Source organism: Kitasatospora cystarginea (genome assembly GCF_039533515.1).
In the GTDB taxonomy this organism is placed as follows: Bacteria; Actinomycetota; Actinomycetes; order Streptomycetales; family Streptomycetaceae; genus Kitasatospora; species Kitasatospora cystarginea.
This window is the reverse complement of sequence record NZ_BAAATR010000002.1, coordinates 353,649-372,540: the sequence shown is the minus strand read 5'-3', so window position 1 is coordinate 372,540 and position 18,892 is coordinate 353,649. Positions and strand designations below refer to the sequence as shown.

At 71.2% G+C, this 18,892-nt stretch carries 19 protein-coding genes and 1 riboswitch; of the genes, 10 read left to right on the top strand and 9 right to left on the bottom strand.

Translation table 11 applies throughout. From position 1 onward, the window contains the following. The first annotated feature begins 127 nt into the window (after nucleotides 1–127). Nucleotides 128–511 carry a hypothetical protein gene (locus ABD369_RS03595; protein WP_344634704.1) on the top strand — a complete coding sequence of 128 codons (384 nt, stop codon included), beginning with the start codon at nucleotides 128–130 and terminating at the stop codon, nucleotides 509–511. A 258-nt stretch (nucleotides 512–769) separates the two neighbouring features. Then, a complete protein-coding gene (locus ABD369_RS03590) occupies nucleotides 770–2,779 on the top strand; it encodes a GTP-binding protein (RefSeq protein ID WP_344634703.1) in 2,010 nt (669 codons plus the stop codon). 138 nt (nucleotides 2,780–2,917) lie between these two features. On the opposite strand, the gene ABD369_RS03585 is transcribed toward ABD369_RS03590, so the two are convergent. After that, on the bottom strand, nucleotides 2,918–3,541 hold the full coding sequence (locus tag ABD369_RS03585; protein ID WP_344634702.1) for a hypothetical protein: 624 nt from the start codon (nucleotides 3,539–3,541) through the stop codon (nucleotides 2,918–2,920). A 276-nt stretch (nucleotides 3,542–3,817) separates the two neighbouring features. Between ABD369_RS03585 and ABD369_RS03580 the strand changes: the two genes are divergently transcribed. Both ABD369_RS03580 and ABD369_RS03575 read left to right on the top strand, forming a co-directional pair. Continuing rightward, on the top strand, nucleotides 3,818–4,270 hold the full coding sequence (locus ABD369_RS03580; protein ID WP_344634701.1) for a pyridoxamine 5'-phosphate oxidase family protein: 453 nt from the start codon (nucleotides 3,818–3,820) through the stop codon (nucleotides 4,268–4,270). A 294-nt stretch (nucleotides 4,271–4,564) separates the two neighbouring features. After that, entirely contained in the window at nucleotides 4,565–5,950 is a 1,386-nt protein-coding gene (locus ABD369_RS03575; protein WP_344634700.1) for a uracil-xanthine permease family protein, read from the top strand. 4 nt (nucleotides 5,951–5,954) lie between these two features. Here ABD369_RS03575 and ABD369_RS03570 read toward each other — a convergent pair whose 3' ends face one another. From ABD369_RS03570 to ABD369_RS03535, 8 genes are all read right to left on the bottom strand, one after another. Next, nucleotides 5,955–6,899, bottom strand: a complete 945-nt coding sequence (locus ABD369_RS03570) for an urease accessory protein UreD (RefSeq protein WP_344634699.1) — start codon at nucleotides 6,897–6,899, stop codon at nucleotides 5,955–5,957. Beyond that, nucleotides 6,896–7,648, bottom strand: coding sequence for an urease accessory protein UreG (ureG, locus tag ABD369_RS03565; protein WP_344634698.1), 753 nt, complete (start codon nucleotides 7,646–7,648; stop codon nucleotides 6,896–6,898). Before ureG ends, ABD369_RS03570 begins: the two co-directional genes overlap by 4 nt. A gap of 31 nt (nucleotides 7,649–7,679) precedes the next feature. Further along, the gene (locus tag ABD369_RS03560; RefSeq protein WP_344634756.1) at nucleotides 7,680–8,366 is read right to left on the bottom strand and encodes an urease accessory protein UreF; all 687 of its coding nucleotides are present in this window, start codon (nucleotides 8,364–8,366) and stop codon (nucleotides 7,680–7,682) included. Between the two features lie 65 nt (nucleotides 8,367–8,431). Next, nucleotides 8,432–10,156, bottom strand: coding sequence for an urease subunit alpha (gene ureC / locus ABD369_RS03555; RefSeq protein ID WP_344634697.1), 1,725 nt, complete (start codon nucleotides 10,154–10,156; stop codon nucleotides 8,432–8,434). Then, a complete protein-coding gene (locus ABD369_RS03550) occupies nucleotides 10,156–10,716 on the bottom strand; it encodes an urease subunit beta (protein WP_344634696.1) in 561 nt (186 codons plus the stop codon). The genes ureC and ABD369_RS03550 overlap by 1 nt, the downstream gene beginning before the upstream one ends. A 101-nt stretch (nucleotides 10,717–10,817) precedes the next feature. Then, entirely contained in the window at nucleotides 10,818–11,123 is a 306-nt protein-coding gene (locus ABD369_RS03545; protein ID WP_344634695.1) for an urease subunit gamma, read from the bottom strand. 894 nt (nucleotides 11,124–12,017) lie between these two features. Next, nucleotides 12,018–12,683, bottom strand: coding sequence for an MSMEG_1061 family FMN-dependent PPOX-type flavoprotein (locus tag ABD369_RS03540; protein ID WP_344634694.1), 666 nt, complete (start codon nucleotides 12,681–12,683; stop codon nucleotides 12,018–12,020). Between the two features lie 129 nt (nucleotides 12,684–12,812). Next, the gene (locus ABD369_RS03535; RefSeq protein WP_344634693.1) at nucleotides 12,813–13,061 is read right to left on the bottom strand and encodes an SCO4226 family nickel-binding protein; all 249 of its coding nucleotides are present in this window, start codon (nucleotides 13,059–13,061) and stop codon (nucleotides 12,813–12,815) included. A gap of 734 nt (nucleotides 13,062–13,795) precedes the next feature. Continuing rightward, a riboswitch (FMN riboswitch) is annotated at nucleotides 13,796–13,923 on the top strand. 208 nt (nucleotides 13,924–14,131) lie between these two features. Between ABD369_RS03535 and ABD369_RS03530 the strand changes: the two genes are divergently transcribed. The 6 genes from ABD369_RS03530 to hisG all read left to right on the top strand — a co-directional run bounded on the left by ABD369_RS03530 (nucleotide 14,132) and on the right by hisG (nucleotide 18,750). Next, nucleotides 14,132–14,809 (top strand): riboflavin synthase, encoded by a 678-nt coding sequence (locus tag ABD369_RS03530; protein ID WP_344634692.1) that lies wholly within the window; start codon nucleotides 14,132–14,134, stop codon nucleotides 14,807–14,809. Continuing rightward, a complete protein-coding gene (locus ABD369_RS03525) occupies nucleotides 14,806–15,453 on the top strand; it encodes a nicotinamide mononucleotide transporter family protein (RefSeq protein WP_344634691.1) in 648 nt (215 codons plus the stop codon). The genes ABD369_RS03530 and ABD369_RS03525 overlap by 4 nt, the downstream gene beginning before the upstream one ends. Beyond that, nucleotides 15,450–16,733, top strand: a complete 1,284-nt coding sequence (locus tag ABD369_RS03520; protein WP_344634690.1) for a bifunctional 3,4-dihydroxy-2-butanone-4-phosphate synthase/GTP cyclohydrolase II — start codon at nucleotides 15,450–15,452, stop codon at nucleotides 16,731–16,733. The genes ABD369_RS03525 and ABD369_RS03520 overlap by 4 nt, the downstream gene beginning before the upstream one ends. A gap of 29 nt (nucleotides 16,734–16,762) precedes the next feature. Then, complete coding sequence (gene ribH, locus ABD369_RS03515) at nucleotides 16,763–17,236, top strand: 6,7-dimethyl-8-ribityllumazine synthase (RefSeq protein ID WP_344634689.1); 474 nt, start codon at nucleotides 16,763–16,765, stop codon at nucleotides 17,234–17,236. 333 nt (nucleotides 17,237–17,569) lie between these two features. Beyond that, the gene (locus ABD369_RS03510; RefSeq protein WP_344634688.1) at nucleotides 17,570–17,842 is read left to right on the top strand and encodes a phosphoribosyl-ATP diphosphatase; all 273 of its coding nucleotides are present in this window, start codon (nucleotides 17,570–17,572) and stop codon (nucleotides 17,840–17,842) included. A 59-nt stretch (nucleotides 17,843–17,901) separates the two neighbouring features. Further along, nucleotides 17,902–18,750, top strand: coding sequence for an ATP phosphoribosyltransferase (gene hisG / locus ABD369_RS03505; protein ID WP_344634687.1), 849 nt, complete (start codon nucleotides 17,902–17,904; stop codon nucleotides 18,748–18,750). The last annotated feature ends 142 nt before the right edge of the window (nucleotides 18,751–18,892 follow it).

Here is an 18,892-nt window from a genome sequence, read left to right as displayed (position 1 = left end):
GGGTGGAGTGCGATGGGTGCCCGTTCGGGTGCAGGGCGTCACCATCGTGACAGTAGTTGGCCAAGTGGGTCTAAATTTCCTATTCAGGGCATATATCTCAGCATGAGCCCTTGAAGGGAGGCCCTCGATGTTCCTCCTCGGACTGCTGCTGCTCGTCGTGAGCGCCGGGTTCGCCGCGTTGCTGATCTCGCAGAACCTCCAGGCCGGTTCCGACTACGCGATCACGTTGTTCGGCAACCACATCGGGACCATGAACGCCCTGGAGATCTTCCTCGCCGGTATCGCGCTGACCCTGCTCTTCGCGCTGGGCTGGATGCTGGCCTCGTCGGGGGCCCGCAGGCACCGCCGCCGCGCCGTCGCGCGGCGGGTCGACAAGCGGGCCGCGCGGGAAGCCCGCCGGAGCCCGACGGGTGATACGCAGGTGGACCAGGCGGTGCAGGATCTGGACGCCGACAAGTCGCCGCCGGCCACCCGGCGCCACCGCTTCGGCCACCACCGCTTCAGTCACTGAACGGCGGGGCCTCGGCGCACTGAGCGGCGGGCCCCGGTCGGGCCCCGGTCCCGGGCCCGACGCGGTCCGTCGAGGCCCGGTGTGGTCCGCCGGGCTGGTTCGGTCGCGGCCCGCCGCGTTAATTCGCGTGCGGGCGGCGGGTCCCGGTGACAGGATGACGAAGCTCGTGCCGTCACAGTCAGGAGAGTGAGATGCGCCAGGTTCTCGGAAACCCCAAGCTCCCCGTTCTTTCGAGCGTTTCCGAGGATTCCGCCACTCATGACCACCCTGAACATCGGTATTCTGGCGCACGTCGACGCCGGTAAGACCAGCCTGACCGAGCGACTGCTGTTCGAGACCGGCGCGATCGACCGGCTCGGCTCGGTGGACGCCGGTACCACCCAGACGGACACCGGCGACATCGAGCGCGAGCGCGGTATCACCATCCGTTCCGCCGTCGCCTCCTTCACCACCGCCGGCCCCGCGGGCCGCCTGCAGGTCAACCTGATCGACACCCCCGGCCATGTCGACTTCATCGCCGAGGTGGAACGGGCCCTGCGGGTCCTGGACGCGGTGGTCCTGGTGGTGTCCGCCGTCGAGGGCGTCCAGGCGCAGAGCCGGGTACTGATGGCCACCCTGCGCAGGATGGGCATCCCCGTGCTGATCTTCATCAACAAGATCGACCGCGCCGGCGCCCGCCACGACGAACTGCTGGCAGCCATCCGGCGGCGGCTCGCGCCTGGGCTCGTGCCGCTCAACACGGTTGCGGGCATCGGTACTTCGACCGTCCGGACCAGGCCGTGCGCACTCGACGACCCGGACTTCCACACCGCGGTCACCGACCTGCTCTCCGTGAACGACGACGAGTTGCTGACCCGTCTCGTCCTGGACCGGCCGACGCCCCACGAGGAACTGTGGGCGGGTATCGCCGCGCAGACCGCGGCGGGCCTCGTGCACCCGGTGGTCTTCGGCTCCGCCCGCACCGGCGAGGGCATTCCGACCCTGCTGGAGGGCATCACCCGGCTGCTGCCGGTCCCGCCGCAGCCCTTCGGTGACGCGCCGCGCGGCACGGTCTTCGCGATCGAACGCGGCAGCGCCGGCGAGAAGATCTGCTGCCTGCGGCTGTTCGCCGGGACGGTGGCCCGGGGCGACCGGCTCACCCTGCACCGGCGGGAGGCGGACGGCCGGTACCGGCAGTACCAGGGCCGCGTCACCGAACTGACCGTGGTCGGCTCGGCATCCTCGGACACCAGGGCCGTGGCCGGCAGCATCGTGCGCCTGCGCGGCCTGGCCGAGACCCGGGTCGGTGACCGGCTCGGAATGCCGGGCGAGTCGGAACTGTGCGAGGAGCAGGACGGCTTCACCCCGCCGTCCCTCGAGGTCGTGGTCCGGCCGGAGCCGCCGAACCTCGCAACCCGGTTGCACGAGGCCCTGAGCGCGCTCGCCGAGCAGGACCCGCTGATCCAGGCCCGCGTACTGCCCGGCGGCCGGATGTCGCTGCTGCTGTACGGCGAGGTGCAGCGGGAGGTGATCGCGGCCAGGCTGCGCGAGGAGTTCGCGGTCCAGGCCGTCTTCGAGCCGTCCCGGATCCGGTACACCGAGCGGCCGGCGGGCGGCGGCGAGGCGTTCGAGGAGATCGACCGGCGCGGGCGCAACGAGTTCTTCGCGACCGTCGGACTGCGGGTCGAACCCGCGAGCCGCGGCTCCGCCGTGAGCTTCCGCTGGGAGACCGAACTCGGCGCGCTGCCGCGCGCTTTCCACCGCGCCATCGAGGACACCGTGCACGAATGCCTCCAGCAGGGCCTCCACGGCTGGCCGGTGACCGACTGCACCATCACCCTGACCCGGTCCGGGTTCGCGAGCCCCATCAGCACCGCCACCGACTTCCGCAACCTGACCCCGCTGGTCCTCATGCGGGCTCTCGCGCAGGCCGGCACCCGGCTCTACGAGCCCTGCCAAGACTTCGAGTTGGAACTCCCCGCCGAGGCCGTCAACCCGGTCGTCGCCCGGCTCGTCGGACTCGAGGCCGAGATCAGGCGGTCGTCCGCCCAGGGGGAGGGTTGGTTGCTCGAGGGCGGCATTCCGCTGCGCCAGGTGCCGGTCTTCAAGCGGCAGTTGGCCTCACTCACCGGCGGCGAAGGTGTCTGGTGGTCCCGTCCCGGCGGAGACCGGGCGGTCACCGGTCACGCGCCGGGCGCCTACTCGGCCGGCCGGCGGACGGACGGCAACCCGCTCAACCGCGCGGAGTACCTCCGGCACCTCGCGCAGCGCGGCGGGCAGGCGGGGTGAACTCCGGCTCCCGGCGCCGCGGCTGGGGGCCAAGGCTGTGAAAGCGAGGGAGCCGGATGCGCCGCAGGCGCCGGGATCTCGGGGATCCCGGCGCCTGCGGCAGCGCTGGCCGGCGTTCGGTGGCCGGCGTCCGAGTGGTTACGCCTGGCGGCTGGCCTGGCGGTAGAGGGGAAGCAGAGCCAGGGCGTAGAACGCGACGCCGACCGTCATCATGTCCATCGAGGCGGCCATCGCGACCACACCGGCCAGGATGGCAAGCGGGCTCCAGAACGGGAGGCGGCGGCGGACCGCCAGCACGATCACCATGGCCAGCAGACCCAGGTGGAAGAAGACCGGAAGCACCTGGTAGAAGATCGGCAGCACGCCCGGGTAGCTCTGCACCTCGGCGAAGAACCGGTTCTGCTCGGCCAGGGTGTCGGCCCGGAAGCCGCTGTAGAGGTCGATCAGGACCTGGCCCACGCCGGTGGCCGTGCCGACCATCGCAGTGCCGTAGCCGAGTACCGCCGCCACCCGGCCGCGCTCGGCCAGCACCCGGTACAGGTCGCGGAAGACCACGCCGAAGGTCAGCAGCGCGCCGAGCAGGCACAGGTGCCCGACGGTCCAGCCCGGGCCCGGTTGGCGAGAGCCCGGCAGTAGCCGGATCACGCCGTACACGCCGAACAGTGCGGGGGCGGCGATGCCGGCGAGCACCGACAGACGGCCCGTGGGGCGGGTGGCGGTGGCGACGGCGGGCGAGACGGGGGCGGGGGCTGCGGCGGTCACGGTGGCGGGTCCTTCTGATTTCTTCCGGTGCGGTCGGGCGACATGGAAGATCGTGCTCCGTTCGGAGCGGCCGGGGATCGCCGTTGAGGGGGAGATCGACGCCCTGTTCTCTGGGGGTGGGCACGGACGCTGACTCGGGGACGGGTCGGGGGTGCAACCCCTAGTGGGAGTGGTCCGGATGCTCGACCCACTGTCGGATCAAACGTCTGATACGTGCCTGATGTATCGTCAACTCATTGAAGCCGTAGTGTCAGTCCCTCCTGTGATGCTGCGCGCATGGCGACGTGGAAACAGTTCGAGGAAGAGGCCGGGGAGCTCGCAGCCGTGGTGAAGTCCCGGTTGGAGGCGGCCAGGACCTACATCCTGGCGACACCGCGCAAGGACGGTTCGCCCCGGGTGAGTGGGACGGAAGTCGACTTCAAGGGGCCGGATCTGTCGTTCGGTTCGATGCTGAACGCGGTCAAGGCTCGCGACCTCCGGCGGGACGACCGGTGCGCGATCCACGCCCACCCGAGCGATGACGGTGATGCCAAGGTCAAAGGGGGCGCGGTAGAGGTGACCGACCGTGGGGACAAGGCCGGCTACGCCACCGGCGGCGAGCCGCCCGGTGACTTCCATGCGTTCCGCCTGGACCTCCAGGAGGCCGTGACCACCACCGTCGAGGACGGCGAGCTCGTGATCCGGCTCTGGCGTCCGGGCCGTCCGGTGGAGGTGTTCCGGCGCAGGTGACGCGGCGACGGCGCACAGGTGATCCGGTGGCAGTGCCTTCGCCGTGCGCCGAAAGCCGCTCGAGTGCCCGGGTGCTGACGCAAATCCGGTAGCCCCTTCGGCCGCCGGTCGCCGAACTCGGCTGCCGGCGGCCCAGGTTGAGAGCGGGACAGCCGGCGGCGGAGCCGCCGTACCCGGCTGGGCGGCCACCCGTCCGGCGGCGGGTTTTTGCATCAGGGCGTGTGGTGTGATCGGCTGTTGGCCCGATCTGCCCGCATGGGCGTTCCCATTGCCGACGAGGAGAGTGAGTGACCCATGGCGGGCTTCGGCTGGAAGCTGCACGGCGACGGAAGGAGCCCGGCGCCCGGTGCGGTGGTGAAGCCGGACGAGCGGCTCAGCTGGGGGCGCACCATCGGACTCGGGGCCCAGCACGTGGTGGCCATGTTCGGCGCGACGTTCGTGGCGCCGGTGCTGATGGGGTTGGACCCCAACCTGGCCGTGATGGTCTCCGGCGTCGCGACCATCTTCTTCCTGCTCGTCACCGGCGGGCGGATCCCCAGCTATCTCGGCAGCAGCCTGTCCTTCGTCGGGGTGGCCGCCGTGATCAAGGCACAGGGCGGTGACGCCGCGACGCTGACGGGTGCACTGCTGGTGGTCGGTGCGGTGCTGGCGGCCTGCGGCGCGGTGGTCCAGGCGGCGGGCGCGAAGGTGATCCACGCGGTGCTGCCGCCGGTCGTCACCGGCGCCGTCGTGATGCTGATCGGCTTCAACCTGGCCCCCGTCGCCGCCGGGACGTACTGGCCGCAGGACCAGTGGACCGCGCTGCTCACCATGCTGTTCACCGGACTCGCCCTGGTGGCGCTGCGCGGTTTCTGGTCGCGCATCGCAATCTTCCTCGGCCTGGTGTTCGGGTACGCGCTCTCCTGGGTCTCCGACCGGATCTTCGGGCAGATCCACTCCGCCAACGGTGCCGGGGTGGTGGGCGACCACTGGCGGCTCGACCTCTCGGGCGTGAGCAAGGCCGACTGGATCGGCCTGCCGACCCTGCACACCCCGAGCTTCTCCGCCTCCGCCGTGCTGGTGGCGCTGCCCGTGGTGGTCGCGCTGATCGCCGAGAACGCCGGACACGTCAAGGCGGTCGGCGAGATGACCGGTGATCCGCTGGACGACAGGATGGGCGTGGCGATCATGGCGGACGGCGCCGCCACCATGATCTCCACCAGCGTCGGCGGCCCGGCCACCACCACCTATGCCGAGAACATCGGCGTGATGGCCGCGACCCGGGTCTACTCCACCGCCGCGTACTGGTGCGCCGCCGGCTTCGCGATCCTCTTCGGCCTCTGCCCCAAGTTCGGCGCAGTGGTCGCCGCCATCCCCGGCGGAGTGCTCGGCGGGATCACCGTCGTCCTGTACGGCATGATCGGTCTGCTCGGCGCCCAGATCTGGGTGCACAACCGGGTGGAGCTGACCAACCCGCTGAACCTGGTCCCGGTGGCGGCCGGCGTGATCATCGGCATCGGCAACGTGTCGCTGAAGATCACCGAGAACTTCTCGCTCAGCGGCATCGCCCTCGGCACCTTGGTGGTGCTGCTCGGGTACCACGTGCTGCGCCCGATGGCCCCGGCACACATGAAGGAGCCGCAGACCCCGCTGCTGGACGCGGGCACCAGCGAGTACGACAGCACCACGCCGGAGCAGTAGGGCGTCAGCTCTTTCGCAGGTCAGGGGCGGGCACGCCGATCAGCAGACGGCGCAGCGCGTCCCAGGCGGCGCGCATGGCGCGGGTGAGCGCGGGGGACTCGTCGGACATCACGCGGACCCAGGCTCCGCACTCCCCGGGCAGGGTGCTCACCCCGTACGTCAGTGAAGTGGGCCGCAGCGCCTCGTCCAGGGTGTCGGCGACCGTGTCGGCGGGGGCGAGCGGGGTGACGGCGAAGAGGCTCGACATGAGGTCGTAACCGTCCAGCACGGCCGGGCCGTTGACTCCCTCGCCGCCCTCGCCCGGCTCCAGCCGAACGGTGTCCATGGCCAGCGGCTCGCCGTCGGGGCGCCGGATCTCCAGGTCGCTGCAGAGCATCCGGTAGGCGTGCCGCTCGCCCCGGGCGAGCCGTCCGGCGGCGATGGTCTCGCCGAGCAGGACGGTGGCGCCGGGGTCCACCGTGACCACGGTGTGCTGGTACAGCCGGGCGTCCCGGTAGGGGATCAGCGGGTCTGGCAGGTACTCGACGTAACTCCCGGCCCGCGCCGTCAGGTTGACGAGCTGGGTGGCGTGGTCGAACTCCATCCGGTGCACCTTGGTGGCGGCCTGGGTGGTCAGGTGCACGGCGCTGCCCGGACCGCAGTCGATGTCGATGCGGTTGCGGTCGGCCTGGACGATCCCGCCACCGGTGGACATCAGGAAGGTGACCGGCAGATCGGGCCGCAGCGGGTCGATGTAGAGCGGCCGCACGATCTGCAGCGGGGACTTCTGGTAGCGGTGGACGAGTTCGGTGCGCTCACCGACCCGGGTGTAGCGCAGTTCGAGCAGGCCGACCTTGCCGGGGCGCCCGGCGGCCAGGGTGTCCGGGCTGCCGGCGAGTTCGAGCAGCCGGCCCGGTACCCGGCGGGGCTCGTAGTGCGCGGGGTCCAGCCGCTCGGGCGCCGCCGTCATGCGGGGACCGCCGCCGAGCTGTTCGCCGCCGTGTGCGCGAGCGGGACGCGCTCGCTCCGGGGCGCGGCGCCGTTCGCCCGCGGGTGGGCGAGGAGGAAGTCGGCGACGGCGTCCAGGCCCTCGCCGGTCAGCGCATTGGTGAGGACCACCGGCCGGCCCTCCCGGACCGTCCGGGCATCCGCCTCCATCCTGATGAGGTCGCAGCGCACGTACCGGGCGATGTCGGTCTTGTTGATGACCAGCAGCTCGCACTCGGTGATGCCGGGGCCCTTCTTGCGCGGCATCTTGTCACCCTCGGCGGTGTCCAGGACGAACAGGAACAGGTCGACCAGGGCGGGGCTGAAGGTGAGGGTGAGGTTGTCGCCGCCGCTCTCGAAGAGCAGGGTGTCGATCTCCGGGAAGCGTTCGAGGAGTTCGTCGGCGGCAGCCTGGTTCATCGTCGGGTCGTCCCGGACGGCGGTGTGCGGGCAGGCGCCGGTCTCCACGCCGACGATCCGGTCCGCGTCCAGCACGCCGGCCAGGGTGCGCCGGACGTGTGCGGCGTCCTCCGAGGTGTAGATGTCGTTGGTGATCACGGCGGGCGTGCGGCCGCGTCCGATCAGGACCGGGACCAGTGCCTCGATCAGCGCGGTCTTGCCGGAACCGACCGGGCCGGCGATGCCCACCCGCAGCACGCCGTCCTCGGGACGGCGGACGAGGCCGTCGTGGTCGTGGTGGTGGGTTCCGCGTACCTGTGTGGGGTCGTGCATGACAGTCCTCAGGGGGAGTGGGGAGGTCGGTTCAGCTGGCGAACAGGCGGGCATCGGCACGCTCGTGGCGGCCCGCCATCACGTCGGCCAGCGGTGTGCAGCTGCCGAGGTCGGCCAACTCGCGGCGCAGGGCGGCCTCGACGGCCTCCTCGATCACCGGGGCCGCGCCGTGCAGTACGACCTGCGCCCGCCGGTGGTCGGTGAGCCGCAGCCGCAGCGCGGCGCCGGTGAAACTGGCCGCGAAGGCGAACAGTTCGCAGGTGACCGCCTGCCGCGCCGTCACGCCGTTGCCGGCGTGCACGGCGGCGGCGACCACCGGCTGGCAGCCGTGCACCCGGCTGGATCGGTACAGCTCCCGGTAGCGCTCGATCTCCGGTGTGCCGTAGACCTCTCCGGCCAGGTCCAGCAGCTGCCGCCCGGTACGGACGGCAGCCTGCCGGGACTCGCGGCCCAACTTGGCGACGTACAGCCGTCGTTCGACCGCCACCAGCTGCTCCCAGTCGCCGGCGGACACCGCGCGGTGGGCGAGGGCGAGGGCGGTCGCGTCGGCCGGGCCCGCGCCGTGCCGCAGCAGGTCGTGCAGCAGCGCTGGCAGGGTGCGCGGCGAGACCGCGCGCGACTGCTGGAAGCCCTCCAGGCCGTGGGAGAGGGTGTAGTAGCCGCTGGGGAAGGCCGAGTCGGTGAGCTGGAGCCCGGTCAGCAGTGCCGGGATCTGCATCGGTTCGTTCAAGCCGGTGTTCCTGACTGGGAGTTGTCGACCGGTATCACGTCGTGTCGGCCGGATCAGGCGATGTAGAACAGCTGGCTGAGCGGGAGGCGCTCGGCCGGCTCGATGGTGGCCACCTCGCCGTCCAGCGTGACCTTGTAGGTCTCCGGGTCCACCACGATCTTCGGCAGCGCGTCGTTGCGGACCATGTGCTGCTTGCCGACCGTACGGCAGCGCCGCACCGGTTCGATCCGGCGCCGCAGGCCGAGCTCGCCCGGGACGCCCGCCGCGACGGCCGCCTGGGACATGAAGGTCACCGAGGTGCGCTGCCGGGCGCGGCCCATCGCGCCGAACATCGGGCGGTAGTAGACCGGTTGCGGGGTGGGCAGCGAGGCGTTGGGGTCGCCCATCAGCGCCCAGTTGACCATGCCGCCCTTGATGACGAGCTTGGGCTTGGCGGCGAAGGAGTGGATGGGCCACAGCACGATGTCGGCCAGTTTGCCGGGCTCCAGTGAACCGATCACGTCGGCGGCGCCGACCGCGATCGCCGGGTTGACGGTGAGCTTGGCCAGGTAGCGCAGTACCCGCGCGTTGTCGTTGCGCGAGCTGTCCTCGGCCAGGGCGCCGCGCTTGTCCTTGCAGTGGTGGGCGGTCTGGAAGGCGCGGGCGAAGGACTCGCCGACCCGGCCCATGGCCTGGGAGTCGGAGGAGAAGATGCTGATCACGCCGAGGTCGTGCAGCACCGTCTCGGCCGCGATGGTCTCGGCGCGCACCCGGCTGTCGGCGAAGGAGACGTCCTCGGGGATGTCCCGGGACAGGTGGTGGCAGACCATCACCATGTCGAGCAGCTCGTCCACCGAGTTGACGGTGTACGGCAGGGTCGGGTTGGTGGAGGACGGCAGCACGTTGGGCTCACCCGCGACCCGCATGATGTCGGGAGCGTGGCCGCCGCCCGCGCCCTCGGTGTGGAAGGTGTGGATGGTACGCCCGTCGATCGCCGAGAGGGTGTCCTCGAAGAAGCCGCCCTCGTTCAACGTGTCGGTGTGGATGGCCAGTTGGACGTCGTGTTCGTCGGCGACCCGCAGCGCTTCGTCGATCACGGCGGGGGTGGAGCCCCAGTCCTCGTGGACCTTGAGACCGGCGGCGCCCGCCTCGACCTGCTCGCGCAGTGCCTGGGGCAGGCTGGCGTTGCCCTTGCCGAGCAGGCCGACGTTGACCGGCAGCTCCTCGACGGCCTCCAGCATCCGGTGGATGTTCCACGGACCCGGGGTGCAGGTGGTGCCGTTGGTGCCGTCGGTCGGCCCGGTGCCGCCGCCGAAGAAGGTGGTGATGCCGTTGGACAGGCCCTCCTGGGCCTGCTGCGGCGAGATGAAGTGGATGTGGGTGTCCACCCCGCCAGCGGTGGCGATCAGGTGCTCGCCGGAGACCACCTCGGTGCCGGGGCCGATCACCAGCGCGGGGTCGACACCGTTCTGCAGATGCGGGTTCCCGGCCTTGCCGACGCCCGCGATCAGGCCGTTCTTCACGCCGATGTCGCCCTTGACGATGCCGAGTACCGGGTCCATCACCACCACGTTGGTGATGACCAGGTCGAGCGCGCCCTCACGGCTCAGCGCGGCGGGGTCCTGGGCCATCCCGTCCCGGATGGCCTTGCCGCCGCCGTAGACGGCCTCGTCGCCGTAGGAGCCGGCGTTGTGGTCGTACTCGACCTCCACCAGCAGGTTGGTGTCGGCCAGGTGGAACCGGTCGCCGACGGTCGGGCCGAACAGGTCGGTGTACTGCTTGCGCGGCAGGAGCGCCATCAGGCGTCGGCCCCCTCGTTCTCGTCGTTCGCCGAGGCGGTCGGCGGTACCGTCGCCAGTGCGGTCGCAGGATCGGTCGTCGGCGCGGTGGTCGGTACGGCCGACGGTTCGGTCATCGGAGCGTTTGTCAGCGAGACCGTCGGCACGACCGCCGGTGTGTCAGCCGGTACTCCGGCCCCCACCCCCGCCGGCGCGTCACGGAAGCCTTGGTCGGCCGCGCGGCGCAGGGCGGTCCGGCGGGTGTCGGGCGCGGTCAGGCCGCCGTTCACCAGCCCGGCGAAGCCGACCAGGCGACGGGTGCCGCCGAAGGCGCACAGATCGACCTCGCGGGTGTCCCCGGGTTCGAAGCGCACGGCGGTGCCGGAGGGGATGTCCAGGTGCATGCCGTACGCGGCCTCGCGGTCGAAGCTCAGGGCGCGGTTGGCCTCGAAGAAGTGGTAGTGCGAACCGATCTGCACGGCCCGGTCGCCGGTGTTGGCGACGGTGAGCCTGGTCGTGGCCCGGCCCGCGTTGATCTCGACCGGATCATCGCCGTAGAGGTACTGGGATCCCCCGGACATCCTGCTTGACTCCTCGGTGCGGCAAGGGCGTTTGCTCGTACTCCGGGACACCTGCGCGGCACGGTGTGGTGCGGCGCGGGCGGCCGGGCGGCTCGGTACGGTCAGGGGTGGATCGGGTCGTGGCAGGTGACCAGCTTGGTTCCGTCCACGAAGGCGGTCTCGACCTGGAGCACGCCGAGCATCTCCCTTACGCCAGGCATGACTTCGTCGGCTGCGACGACCTTGCGGCCGATCTCCATGCACTCGGCCACGGTGTGCCCGTCGCGGGCGGCCTCCAGTACGGCCTCGGTGATGAGCGCGGCGGCCTCGCTGTAGTTGAGCTTGGTGCCCCGGTCGCGGCGGCGCCGGGCCAGGTCGGCGACCACGTAGACGTGGAGCTTGTCGATCTCTCGGGGCGAGAGGTTCACGGCGTCACTTCTCTCGGTGGAGGGCTTGGCCGGTCCGACGCTGGACCGGCCGGGGGAGAAGGCCCTGTGGGTCGGGACTCGGTCAGCCGGACTTCGTCAGCCGGATGTCGGCGGCCAGGGCCTCGATGGCCGGGGCTTCGGCGGCGTCGGCGAAGCCCTGTCAGCGGGTGGAGCGGAGTGCGCCGTACCGGTGGATCAGGTCGGCACGCCGTTCGTGGGGGAGACGGACCTGATCGAGGCGGTGGCGTCGGGGCCGGTGGCTGCGCGGCGCCGTGGTCCGTGGGCCAGCCCTGATGGCGCCCCTTCGGACGCCTGCTCCGCAGCCTGCACAGGAACTCCCGAGAACGTCGTCCCGCCCGCCGACACCGCTCGGTTCGGGCGGTGTCCGTTCGTGCTCTGCTCCCGGATCGGAACAGTACGCCTGACCCGGCCGGAGGCAAGTGAGCGATACCGGATGCGTAGCGTAGCGGATCGATTGCCGAAAGGAATAATCCCTGATGGGGGCGGGTTGGCGGGCGGGCGGTCGTGTGGCTGGTGGGGCGGGAGAGTGGAAGCGTTGACAAAATGTTGAACTCTTCGGGGTCAAGGTTTGACCGAGTCGACCGCCCCGAAGGCTGTCCGTGGCCGGCGGACCGAAGGCCCGAACGTGCCAGTGGGAAGCGGAGCCTGACGTTCCGTTCGGTCACCCGCTTTCGTTCCGCCGCACCCTGAGTGTCCGTCAGCCCGGCGTGCGCGACCGCCGCCCACGCAAGACGCTCGGCTGGGAAACCCCAGCCGAGCGTCTGTCTGAACTGCTCGCGGCCTGGACGACCGACCACGGGTTGCAGCGACCCCTGGAAACCGCCGGTGGAACGCCGGGCCGGGCTCTGGGGCGGAACTCGCTCGGGGTGGGCGTCACTCGTAGCGGTACAGCAGCGCCTCGCGCTCGGACTGTTCGATCATCTCGATCGTCAGCTCCGGGTCGCTCAGATGGGAGAGCGTGACCTGGGCCGAACTGGGTGCGGCGTCGGGGGAGAGCCACTTCTCGGGCTTCCAGGCGCCCGCCCGCAGGAAGGACTTCGGGCAGTGTCCGTACACCGCCTCGACCGCGACCACGACGGCGCTGCGCGGCGGCTTGCCGACGGCGGTCAGCTGCGCCAGCAGCTGCGGGTCGGTGGAGACGCACGCGCGGCCGTTGACCCGCAGGGTGCTGTCGCGGCCCGGGATGACGAACAGCAGGCCGACCTGTCCGGTCTCGATGATGTTGTGCAGGCTGTCCAGCCGCTTGTTGCCGGTCGCGTCCGGTATGGCGAGGGTGTGCACGTCCAGCACCGAGACGAACCCGGGCGGGCCTCCCCGCGGAGTCACATCAGTCCGCCCGTCCGCCCCGGCGCTGGCCATGAACACCAGTGAGGCGCAGCCGATCAGCTGCTGGGCGCTGTCGTGCAGGTGGTCCACCTGCTTCCGGCGGGCGTGCTCGCTCGGCTGCTCGTAGATCTCGCGCAGCTGTGCGGTGTCCCGCAGTGCGGCGGTGCTCAGGGCGTCGAAGAGCCGGCCCGGAGCCAGCGGTGTCGTGGTCACGCATCGGCAATCTAGTCGAGTACCCGGAGGGCGGACAGGGGCTTTCGCCGTTCCTGGGCTCCCGGGTGCGGCGTCCGGTCGGGTCGGGCCCGTCGTACCGGGTGAGCCGGTGGTGCCGGTCCGAGTCGGTCAGATCGTGATCGACACGTGGTGGATCTCGTCGGCCCGGTGTCCGGCGCGCTCATGCACCCGCTGGACGGCCTCCTTGGACGGGGCGTCGGAGAGGCAGTAGACGGTGCCGGTCTCGGGGTCGGCCCAGGCCTGCTTGAAGTGCACGTGCTCCCCGGCCTGGATCGCCAGGTCGGCCCGGTGTGCGGCCGCGAGCTGTTCGGCGGTGATGCCGGTCATCCCGTGGTGGACGTCCATGAAGGTGGCCATCGCCCCACACCTCCACTGGTCGGTGGCCCGGGTCGACACCGCCCGGTGCCGTGGATACCAACAGGGTGCGCCCCGGTGGAGGTGTGGCGGCAGAGGCCTGGGCGTGCCGTTGGCGGAGGCGGAGAGGGGCCGTCCCCGGGCCGTCCGCTGGGCCGCCCTCCGGGGGCGCGGTACGGGTTGGACTCGCGGCGCCGGCCCGCAGTCGGCCGTCGTCGAACGGGCTGTCGTCGAACGGGCCGTCGCGGGTCGGTCCGCAACGTGGTCGAGCCCGGTCCGTGGCCGCCGGCGACGATGCGTGTCGCCGCTGGACGAGGCCGACCGGGCTCGCAACCTGGCGGGTTACCCGCTGCGCGGGCCGCGCAACCCCGACCGGCGGCCGAGGCGGTGGCCGGAGCCGGCACCGGCCTCGGCCGCGCGCGGCGGATGCCCCTCGCCGTCCGGCTCGAGGTCGATGGCCGACGGCCGATGGCCCCAACCACCTCCGCACTCAGTCTGGTTGGCGGTCGGCGGGCGGGCCCGCGCACTCCTCGCGCCGCCGGCGCCCTGCGCCGGACGGTCAGTTCCCCCCGCAGCCGGGGCAGTTGCGTGCCCAGCGGGTCGCGGTGCTCGATCTGCCGCCGGGGTGCGGGATATTCCCGCCGGCGCCGATCTGGCCAAGTGAACCAGGCCACAGTGAGTTCCCCTCCTCGTCCGTCGGGGAGCGTGGCAGAATGACCGCAGTAGCAGTGACGTTCAGCGCACTCCGGGGTCGGTGAAAATCCGAACCGGCGGTTACAGTCCGCGACCCGTCCGCAGCCAGCGGCCGGTTGACCAGGTGAAATTCCTGGACCGACGGTTAAAGTCCGGATGGGAGGCGTGCGCGGGCGGACAAGCAGTGCCGCGGCTCCACCCGAGGGGCCGCGGATGGTGTGCCGGGAGGACTCCGTCCCCTCGCAGCGGTCGTACCCGGCCGGTGCCGAGGAGCGCTCCCGACATCCAGGAGTGCCCGGTCGGGCATCCCTGGGCATTGCTGTCCGTGTCATCTCCCATGCCGCCCCGGAGTCCGCGCCCCAAGCGCGAGGAGAACCCGGGTGTTCACCGGCATCATCGAAGAGCTCGGCGAGGTCGTCTCCATCGAGGAGTTCGGCGACTCCTCGCGAATCCGCCTGCGCGGCCCGGTGGTCTGTTCCGGAGCCCGGCACGGCGACTCCATCGCGGTCAACGGCGTCTGCCTCACCGTGGTCGACAGCCCCGAGCAACTGGCCGCTGCCACAGGCGAGTTCAGTGCCGACGTGATGGCCGAGACGCTCCATCGTTCCAGTCTCGGCGCCCTGAAGCCCGGTTCCAGGGTCAACCTGGAGCGCGCCATGGCACTGGGCGACCGGCTCGGCGGACACCTCGTCCAGGGCCACGTCGACGCCACCGGCACCCTGCTCTCCCGCGAACCGGGCGAACGCGATGCCGAGGGCAACCTCCGCTGGGAGGTGCTGCGCTTCTCGCTGCCGCAGAGCATCACCCGGTACCTGGTCGAGAAGGGCTCGATCACCGTGGACGGCGTCAGCCTCACCGTGGTCGAAGCCGCCCTCGACAGCTTCACCGTCAGCCTCATCCCGGCCACCCTCGCCCTCACCACCCTCGGTGCCAAGGGCATCGGCGACCCGGTCAACCTCGAGGTGGACGTCCTCGCCAAGTACGTCGAGCGCCTCCTCGACACCCGCACCCTGCCCAGCACCCTCGCCGCACCCGCCGCCGCGGAGGACGCCTCGTGAACTGGCTCAACGACACCGCCTTCTCGGTTCTCGGCCAGCCGGTCAAGTGGACGGACATGGCCGGCAACCTGCTCGGACTCCTCGCCCTCGCGCTCGGCTGGCGCCGCTCGATGCTGACCTGGCCGGTCCAGGTGCTCTCCGGCGTCGTACTGATCGCCGCCTACCTCTCCGGACACCTGGCCGGACTGGTCGGCAAGCAGGGCATCGTGATCGTCGCCGCCGTCTGGGGCTGGTACCGGTGGCAGCGCGGCCGCCGCGACACCGGTGACATCGAGGTCCGCTTCGCCAGTTGGACGGAGCGCGCGCTGCTGGCCGGTGCCACCGCGCTGGCCACCGTCGGCCTGGCCGAGCTGTTCCTCGCCTACCCCAAGCTGTCCTGGAGCCCGTGGGCGGACGCCTACATCTTCGTCGGCACGCTGGCCGCGATGTACGCGCAGGCCAGGGGCTGGGTCGAGTTCTGGTTCGCCTGGATCGCGGTCGACGTGGTCGGCGTTCCGCTCGCCTTCTCCAGCGGCTACACCTTCTCCGGTCTGACCTACGTCATCTACTTCGTACTGGTGCTGCTCGGCCTGCGTGCCTGGTGGCTGCGCACCCGCATCCCCCGTGCCGCGAGCACGGCCGTCCTCCAGGGAGCCACGGCATGACCACCCAGCCCGTCCACGACGTCCACCCGCTGCTGGACGACAGCCTCGCCCTCGACCCGGTCGAGCACGCCATCACCGACATAGCGCTCGGCCGCCCGGTGATCGTGGTCGACGACGAGGACCGCGAGAACGAGGGCGACATCATCTTCGCCGCCTCGGCCGCCACCCCCGAGCTGATGGCCTTCACCATCCGCTACAGCTCCGGCGTGATCTGCGTGCCGATGACCGGCGCCGAGCTCGACCGGCTCAAGCTGCCGCCGATGACCCAGGTCAACGAGGATCGCAAGGGCACCGCGTACGCGGTCTCGGTGGACGCCCGCGACGGCGTCGACACCGGTATCTCGGCCGCCGACCGGGCCCGGACGGTCCGGCTGCTCGCCAGCGAGGCCACCGGGCCCGGCGACCTCACCCGACCCGGACACGTCTTCCCGCTGCGCGCGGTCGAGGGCGGCGTCCTGGTCCGCCCCGGCCACACCGAGGCGGCGGTGGACCTCGCCCGGCTGGCCGGACTCCCGCCCGCCGGCGCCATCGCCGAGGTGGTCAACGACGACGGCACCATGGCCAGGCTGCCCGAACTGGTCGCCTTCGCCCGCAGGCACGGTCTGTCGATCATTTCCATCGAGGACCTGATCGCCTACCGCCGCCGCACCGAACTGCACGTGGCCCGCGCCGCCGTCACCGCCCTGCCCACCGAGCACGGCGACTTCACGGCCGTCGGCTACAAGGGCACCCTGGACGGCGTCGAGCACATCGCCCTGGTGGCCGGCGGCCTCGGTGCCGACGGCCGGGTCCCGGACGGCGAGGATCTGCTGGTGCGGGTCCACTCCGAGTGCCTGACCGGTGATGTACTCGGTTCGCTGCGCTGCGACTGCGGACCCCAACTCCAGGCCTCGCTGCGGGAGATCGCCACCGCTGGGCGCGGCGTGCTGCTCTACCTGCGCGGCCACGAGGGCCGGGGCATCGGGCTCGCCCACAAGCTGCGCGCCTACGAACTCCAGGAGCAGGGCCGGGACACCGTCGACGCCAACCTCGAACTCGGCCTGCCCGCCGACGCCCGGGACTACAGCATCGGCGCCCAGATGCTGGCCGACCTCGGGGCGCGCTCGCTGACCCTGCTCACCAACAACCCCGACAAGATCGCCGCACTCACCGAGTACGGCCTCACCGTCAACGGCCGGCAGCCGGTGGCCGTCGAGCCGGGTGCCCACAACACCGCCTACCTGCGCACCAAGCGCGACCGGATGGGCCACGAGCTGCCCTGGCTCGACATCAACTCCTGAACTTCCCGACCAGCAAAGGACATACGAACGTGAGCGGCCACGGAGCCCCCGTACTGACCATCGATGACGCCGCCGACCTGAAGGTCGCCGTCGTCGCCGCGCAGTGGCACGAGCAGGTGATGAACGGCCTGCTGGACGGTGCCCACCGCGCGCTCAAGGAGCTGGGCATCGCGGAGCCCACCGTCATCCGCGTTCCCGGCACCTTCGAACTCCCGGTCGCCGCCAAGCGGCTGGCCGAGCGCGGCTTCGACGCGGTGATCGCCCTCGGCGTGGTCATCCGCGGCGGCACCCCGCACTTCGACTACGTCTGCGAGGCCGCCACCCTCGGCCTCACCCAGGTCAGCGTCGACACCGGCATCCCGGTCGGCTTCGGCGTCCTCACCTGCGACAACGAGCAGCAGGCGATCGACCGCGCGGGCCTGGAGGGCTCCGCCGAGGACAAGGGCCACGAGGCCGTGACTGCGGCGGTCGCCACCGCCGTCACGCTGCGCGGACTCGCGTAGCGGGGGCTCGCCCTCGATAGCAGGCCGGGACGCCCGCGCGCCCGGCCCCGCACCGCCGGGGATGCCCGGTCGCCCGTACCCGCACCGTCCGAGGGCGCGGGGAGTCATGACCTTGACGGTCGTGGCTCCCCGCGCCCTCGGCTGTTGCGAGGTCGTCGCGAGGTCGTCACGAGGCCGGTCGGGTGGCTCCGGCGAAAGCCGGGGGAGGCCGCACGCGCGGTGGTTCGCGCCCTTGAGGGCCACGAGCGGGTGCGTCTGCGATAGTCCATGGGAGCGTCCACGCTGCGGACCGTTTACCGTCGGTCAGCCCGCAAGCCGTAAGGTGAGCTCATCATGGCTTCCAAGACATTCGAGGAGCTCTTCACCGAGCTCCAGCAGAAGGCCGCCAACGGCGACCCCTCGTCCTCCCGTACCGCGCAGCTCGTCCAGCAGGGCGTCCATGCGATCGGCAAGAAGGTCGTGGAGGAGGCCGCCGAGGTCTGGATGGCTGCCGAGCACGAGAGCGACGAGCGGACCGCCGAGGAGATCTCGCAGCTCCTCTACCACCTTCAGGTGATGATGGTCGCCCGTGGTCTGACGCTCGACGACGTCTACGCCCACCTCTGAACCGATCCCGACCACCCCGACGCACCACAACCCCCTCCACAGCGAAGGATTCCTCTCTCATGCTCCGCATCGCCCTCCCCAACAAGGGTTCGCTCTCGGGTCCCGCGGCGGAGATGCTCCATGAGGCCGGCTACCGGCAGCGCAAGGACCCCAAGGAACTGGTGCTGGTCGATCCGGAGAACCAGGTCGAGTTCTTCTTCCTGCGCCCGCGCGACATCGCCGTCTACGTCGGCTCCGGCCGGCTCGACGTCGGTGTCACCGGCCGCGACCTGCTGCTGGACTCGGGCGCGGACGCGGAGGAGGTGCTCGCACTGGGCTTCGCCGGCTCGACCTTCCGCTTCGCCAAGCCGGTCGGTGCCGGGATGAAGGACGTCCAGGACCTGGAAGGGCTTCGGATCGCCACCTCGTACACCGGCCTGGTCGAGAAGCACCTGGCCGACCAGGGGGTCAAGGCGACCGTCACCAAGCTGGACGGTGCCGTCGAGACCGCCGTCCAGCTGGGCGTCGCCGATGTGATCGCCGACGTGGTGGAGACCGGCACCAGCCTGCGCAACGCGGGCCTCCAGGTGTTCGGCGAGCCGATCCTGGTCTCCGACTCCGTGGTGATCCGGCCCAAGGGCGCCGGGGAGGACCCGGCGGTCGAGCAGTTCCTGCGCCGCCTCCAGGGTGTGCTGGTGGCCCGCCGCTACGTGCTGATGGACTACGACATCCGCGCCGAGAAGGTCAGCGACGCCGTCGCGCTCACCCCGGGCCTGGAGTCGCCGACCGTCTCCCCGCTGCACACCGAGGGCTGGGTGGCCGTCCGGGCGATGGTGCTCCGCAAGGAGGCCCAGCGGATCATGGACGACCTGTGGGGGATCGGCGCCCGCGCCATCCTGGTCACCAACATCCACGCCTGCCGCCTCTGACCCCGTCGCCCGCGACGGATAAGGCCTCGGTAGAGTCGGCTGACCCAGCCGTTCGATCCAGTTGATCGATTTGGACCGGCCGGCGACAGGGAGCGCGACGCCGCGGGCAGTGTAAGTCGGATCGTAGCCATGTCGTTCTGTG

What these genes read in the sequence shown, in the direction of transcription:
- ABD369_RS03595 (WP_344634704.1), top strand. Translation starts at nt 128, where the DNA reads ATGTTCCTCCTCGGACTGCTGCTGCTCGTCGTGAGCGCCGGGTTCGCC.
- ABD369_RS03590 (WP_344634703.1), top strand. Translation starts at nt 770, where the DNA reads ATGACCACCCTGAACATCGGTATTCTGGCGCACGTCGACGCCGGTAAG.
- ABD369_RS03580 (WP_344634701.1), top strand. Translation starts at nt 3,818, where the DNA reads ATGGCGACGTGGAAACAGTTCGAGGAAGAGGCCGGGGAGCTCGCAGCC.
- ABD369_RS03575 (WP_344634700.1), top strand. Translation starts at nt 4,565, where the DNA reads ATGGCGGGCTTCGGCTGGAAGCTGCACGGCGACGGAAGGAGCCCGGCG.
- ABD369_RS03570 (WP_344634699.1), bottom strand. Translation starts at nt 6,899, where the DNA reads ATGACGGCGGCGCCCGAGCGGCTGGACCCCGCGCACTACGAGCCCCGC.
- ureG (WP_344634698.1), bottom strand. Translation starts at nt 7,648, where the DNA reads ATGCACGACCCCACACAGGTACGCGGAACCCACCACCACGACCACGAC.
- ABD369_RS03560 (WP_344634756.1), bottom strand. Translation starts at nt 8,366, where the DNA reads ATGCAGATCCCGGCACTGCTGACCGGGCTCCAGCTCACCGACTCGGCC.
- ureC (WP_344634697.1), bottom strand. Translation starts at nt 10,156, where the DNA reads ATGGCGCTCCTGCCGCGCAAGCAGTACACCGACCTGTTCGGCCCGACC.
- ABD369_RS03550 (WP_344634696.1), bottom strand. Translation starts at nt 10,716, where the DNA reads ATGTCCGGGGGATCCCAGTACCTCTACGGCGATGATCCGGTCGAGATC.
- ABD369_RS03535 (WP_344634693.1), bottom strand. Translation starts at nt 13,061, where the DNA reads ATGGCCACCTTCATGGACGTCCACCACGGGATGACCGGCATCACCGCC.
- ABD369_RS03520 (WP_344634690.1), top strand. Translation starts at nt 15,450, where the DNA reads ATGACCACCCAGCCCGTCCACGACGTCCACCCGCTGCTGGACGACAGC.
- ABD369_RS03510 (WP_344634688.1), top strand. Translation starts at nt 17,570, where the DNA reads ATGGCTTCCAAGACATTCGAGGAGCTCTTCACCGAGCTCCAGCAGAAG.
- hisG (WP_344634687.1), top strand. Translation starts at nt 17,902, where the DNA reads ATGCTCCGCATCGCCCTCCCCAACAAGGGTTCGCTCTCGGGTCCCGCG.